The following is a 4,300-nucleotide window of genomic DNA, read 5'->3' on the forward strand; positions in this document are numbered from 1 at the left end:
CGGTTACATTCCGAACCCGGAAGCTAAGCCTCACAGCGCCGATGGTACTGCAGGGGGGACCCTGTGGGAGAGTAGGACGCCGCCGAACAATTATTGTGAATGAACCCCCATCCGGTTTCCGGATGGGGGTTCTTCGCGTTTTAGGAACCGGGCGCTCTATTCGTCGGAGCCGGAGCCGGAATCTGACTCGGATTCCGTTCCGGGCCGTGGCTTCTCGGTGGCTCCCTGCCCCTGGGCCTGGGCCGGTTGCTGGGCATCCGGTCGCGGTGTCGGGGAGGTCTGGGGTGCCTGCGAAGGCTGAGTCGATGCCTGGTCCGAAGGCTGGTCCGAAGGCTGATCGGTCGCCTGGGCTGTGGCCTGAACCGGTTCGGCGGGAATCACCGAGCTCTCGGCCGTCCCCCAGGCCGGGCGGCTGAGCCACTTGTCCGCGCTGTTGGTGAGACGGGCGACGCCCGTACCGTCCGGCCGCATGCTGTAGAGGTCGGCGCCGGCACCCGCGGGGGCCTGGGCGAAGACGATGGACTTGCCGTCGGGCGCGTAGGCGGCCGTGCCGTAGATGGTGTCCGAGGGTGCGGGGGTGAGGGCGCCGATGGCGCTGCCGTCGGGGTGGACGGTGTAGATGCCGCCGCCGGGGGCGTTGTCGGGGCCGGCCGGGTAGGTGGTGAAGAGGATCTGGGTGCCGTCGGGTGACCAGTCCGCACGGTCGCCTGCGCGCAGTTCCCAGGGGGTGAGCTGGCGCAGCCCGGTGCCGTCCGCGCTGACGACGTAGATGGCGCGGCTGTTGGCGGGCTGCCCGGTGGCGCTGGTGCGGTACTCGAAGGTGAGCTGCTTCCCGTCGGGGGACCAGCTGGGGTTGCTGACCGTGCCGGAGTAGGGCTTGTCGTTGGTGAGGAAGGTGAGCCGCTGGACGTCGGTGCCCTCGGGGCTCATCAGGTAGAGGTCCGAGTACTGGATCTGGCGGCTGCCGGCCGAGTCCTGGGCGCCCCAGGAGCGGCTGAAGGCGACCTGCTTGCCGTTCGGGGAGAAGGCGGGGGCTCGTTCGTCCTCGTTGGCGCAGTCGGCGGTGCCGCTGTCGCAGAGCTGGCTGATCTGGTGCTCGGTGCCGCCGTTGGTGGGGACGGTCCAGAGCCGGGCGGCGCCGCTCTGCGGGTCGGTGCGGTCGAAGGCGATGGTGGTGCCGTCGGGCGACCAGTCCGGGCGGTCGTCGAGGGCGCGGGCCGGGGGCTTGGTGACCTGGTGCTGGCCGGTGCCGTCGGGGGAGAGGGTGACGATCGCGCTGCTGGTGCGGGAGGCGTCGGTGTAGGCGCGGCTGACGATCAGCCCGTTGTGCACTGCGGCCGCCGGGGCTCCGACGGCCGCGCCGACGACGCCGGGGGTCTCGCTGGGTGTCGCCTCGGGGGTGGCGGTGGGGGTCTCGGGCCGGATCTCCGAGAGCGGGATCTCCCCGGGTTCGGCTCCGCAGCCGGCGAGCAGGGCGCCGATAAGCAGAAGGCCCGCACCGGCGCTCGCGCGGGTGCGGGCCCTTCCCGTGGGTGACTGTCGTGTGCCGGTGCTGTTCCGTGCCATCTCCGCCTCCGAGCCTTTCGACCGCTCCGACGTGTGCCCCCGCCGCGGATTCAGGACGAAGGCCCCTGAAAGGAGCTGTCACTGTGTCAGACGGGGAGCGTCGACGGCCGGGCGACACGCGACGGATCGCGCTCGCTCGGTCGCACGGAGTAGGCGGAGGAGGCGGAGTGGAGAGGCGCGGAAAGAGAGGGGAGAGGGGGACTCAGCCCCGGGCGGCGCGGCGCTCGGCCCTGGCGAGGGCCTCCGCCTCGTCCTCGGCTTCGGCGACCTCCAGGGTGGGCGCGGTGCCGCCGAGGTGGGCGGGCAGCCACCAGGTGTCGTCCTGGCCGGAGGGCTTGCCGGGGTACTCGCGCTGGGCCTGGTCGAGCATCTCGCTCATGGCGGCGCGCAGCCGTCGGGTGACCATCACGGGCTTGTCGTCCGGGCCGAGGTGAATCGGTTCGCCGATCATGATGGTGACCGGGACGTGCCGCTTGGTGAGGGTCTTCGGGCGGCCCTTGGTCCAGAGCTGCTGGGTGCCCCAGAGCACGACGGGCAGCAGCGGGGTGCCGGAGTCGGCGGCCATCCGGGCGGCGCCGGTCTTGAACTTCTTCAGCATGAAGGAGCGGCTGATGGTCGCCTCGGGGAACACCCCGACCACCTCGCCGGCCTTGAGGGCGCGCACGGCGGCCTCGTACGCGGGCTGGCCGTCGGTGCGGTCCACCGGGATGTGCTTCATGCCGCGCATCAGCGGGCCGGAGATCCGGTGCTTGAAGACGTCGTCCTTGGCCATGAAGCGGGTCTTGCGCTTGCCGCCGCGGTACGCGCCGAGGCCCGCGAAGAGGAAGTCCAGGTAGCTGATGTGGTTGCTGACCAGTACCGCTCCCCCCCTGGCGGGGATGTGTTCGGCGCCCACGATCTTGATCCGCACGTCGAGCGCGCGGAAGGCGGTGAGTGCGGCGCCGATCACCGGCGGGTACACGAACTCTGCCACGGTCAGTCCTGACTTCCACGGGCCGGAGCCCGGTTCGGCGGGTACCCGCTCCGTTGCGCGGGCGGTGCCGACCGGAGCACGGCACTCCGCGGCGGTCACGGGTGATTCACGGAGATGATCCCCCGAACGAGTGCCCGCTGTCACCTGAGGCGTGCGGTCAAGCGAATTTTGGCGGTGTGATCTCCGTGATGAATTCGAACGGGAACTTTTTCGCCGCGCGCATCAGACGCCGGCGGTGAGTCGGCCCTGTGCGCGCCGGACCAGGGGGTAGAGCTCGCTGCCCACGCAGTAGCCGAACGCGGCGTGGACGAAGGCGACGGTGAGGGCGGTCGAGGCGGCGAGGACACCGAGCCACGTCACCTCGGTGCAGTAGCCGAGGGCGCCGACCGCGGCGAACACCATGAGGACGCCCTGGTCGAGGCGGAGCGGCCGCTCGTCCTCGGTCGCGGAGGGCGGTGCGAGCCGCGGGAGCACGAGCACCTGGCACAGCCGGACGCACAGGGCCACCCGCAGGCCGCCGAAGGCGCCGAGGGCGGAGAGGAGGGCCTGGGTGGCCAACAGGGGACAGTTGCCGGTGCGCAGGACGACGGCCAGGACGATGGAGGTGAGCGCTGCGGCCAGGCGGGAGCCGCGGGGATCGGTCTGCAACGGTGGCTCCGGGGGTCGCGACGGGCGGCGGCAGCGGTGGGGCGCCGGCGGGCGTCAGCGTCGTCGGTGGACAGCGGCCCCGGCCGGGGCGGTGACGCGACGACAGGCCGGCGGCGGCGTGGTGCGACGGTCTCGGTCCATCGGGCGATCGTACGTGCCCGGGCCCCGGCGGTCGACCGCGTTTCGGGCGCCGCGGGAGCTGCCGCAGACTGGAGGGATGACCCGGCCGCCGACGCGTGTTGTGGTGCTTCGACGGCGGCCGGGACCGGCCCGCCGGGGCCGGGAGTGACACCGGGAGCGACGGGAGGCCGAGGGTTGAGCACCGAGGACGGGGCGGTACGGCTGTCGGAGGCCGAGCTGGGCGGGCCGCTCGGCGCGCGGGCGACGCTGGTGCAGTTCTCGACGGCCTTCTGTCAGCCCTGTCGGGCCACCCGGCGGGTGCTGTCCGAGGTGGCCGGGATGGTCGACGGCGTCGAGCACGTCGAGGTGGACGCCGAGGAGCGGCTGGAGCTGGTCCGCCGGCTGGACGTCCGGCGGACGCCGACCGTCCTGGTGCTGGACGGGGAGGGCCGGGTGGTAAGGCGGGCGGCGGGGCAGCCGCGCAGGGTGGACGTGATCGCGGCGCTCGGTCGCGCGGTGTGACCGTGGTCCGAGCGCGGTGTGAGCAACCCGGCGGCACGGGTTCCGCCCCGTCGGGTGGACTCGGCCCCGGGCTGGGGCAGGATGGGCGCAGGCGGCGGAGCGGCCGCACGGCATAAGCTACTGGCCAGTAGTGACCACTGCGATACCGGCGAGTATGCTGCCAGGAAGTTCCGGACCGGCACGGGAATTCGCTGCCCGGAGCGGGTGCGTGCCGTGTTCGCGCCCGCTTGCACCGCCGCAGCCGCCGGACGAGACCAGTACAGGAGACAAGGCCGTGAGCTTGAGGATCGTTGTCTGTGTGAAGTACGTGCCGGACGCGACGGGTGACCGTCGTTTCGCGGACGACCACACCACCGACCGGGAGGGCGTGGACGGGCTCCTGTCGGAGCTGGACGAGTACGGCGTGGAGCAGGCGCTGCGGATCGCGGAGGCGAACGAGGGCGCCGAGGTGACGGTGCTGACGGTCGGGCC

At 72.2% G+C, this 4,300-nt stretch carries 4 protein-coding genes, 1 rRNA gene and 1 pseudogene; 3 read left to right on the top strand and 3 right to left on the bottom strand.

All coding sequences use genetic code 11. From position 1 onward, the window contains the following. Positions 1-88: ribosomal RNA gene (gene rrf, locus ACFWP2_RS39455) — 5S ribosomal RNA — on the top strand; the annotation flags it as partial. A 68-nt stretch (positions 89-156) separates the two neighbouring features. Here the strand turns inward: rrf and ACFWP2_RS39460 are convergent. The 3 genes from ACFWP2_RS39460 to ACFWP2_RS39470 all read right to left on the bottom strand — a co-directional run bounded on the left by ACFWP2_RS39460 (position 157) and on the right by ACFWP2_RS39470 (position 3,187). After that, a complete protein-coding gene (locus tag ACFWP2_RS39460) occupies positions 157-1,566 on the bottom strand; it encodes a TolB family protein (protein ID WP_380460941.1) in 1,410 nt (469 codons plus the stop codon). A gap of 202 nt (positions 1,567-1,768) precedes the next feature. Further along, positions 1,769-2,539, bottom strand: coding sequence for a lysophospholipid acyltransferase family protein (locus ACFWP2_RS39465; RefSeq protein WP_380460943.1), 771 nt, complete (start codon positions 2,537-2,539; stop codon positions 1,769-1,771). Positions 2,540-2,761: 222 nt separating this feature from the next. Next, a complete protein-coding gene (locus ACFWP2_RS39470; protein ID WP_380460945.1) occupies positions 2,762-3,187 on the bottom strand; it encodes a DUF4395 domain-containing protein in 426 nt (141 codons plus the stop codon). 315 nt (positions 3,188-3,502) lie between these two features. Here ACFWP2_RS39470 and ACFWP2_RS39475 point away from each other — a divergent pair, with 315 nt between their 5' ends. Both ACFWP2_RS39475 and ACFWP2_RS39480 read left to right on the top strand, forming a co-directional pair. Beyond that, positions 3,503-3,829, top strand: coding sequence for a TlpA family protein disulfide reductase (locus tag ACFWP2_RS39475; RefSeq protein WP_380460947.1), 327 nt, complete (start codon positions 3,503-3,505; stop codon positions 3,827-3,829). A 274-nt stretch (positions 3,830-4,103) separates the two neighbouring features. Further along, positions 4,104-4,300: pseudogene (locus tag ACFWP2_RS39480) on the top strand (DUF1967 domain-containing protein); the annotation flags it as partial.

It is taken from the genome of Kitasatospora sp. NPDC058444 (genome assembly GCF_042721415.1).
GTDB lineage: Bacteria > Actinomycetota > Actinomycetes > Streptomycetales > Streptomycetaceae > Kitasatospora.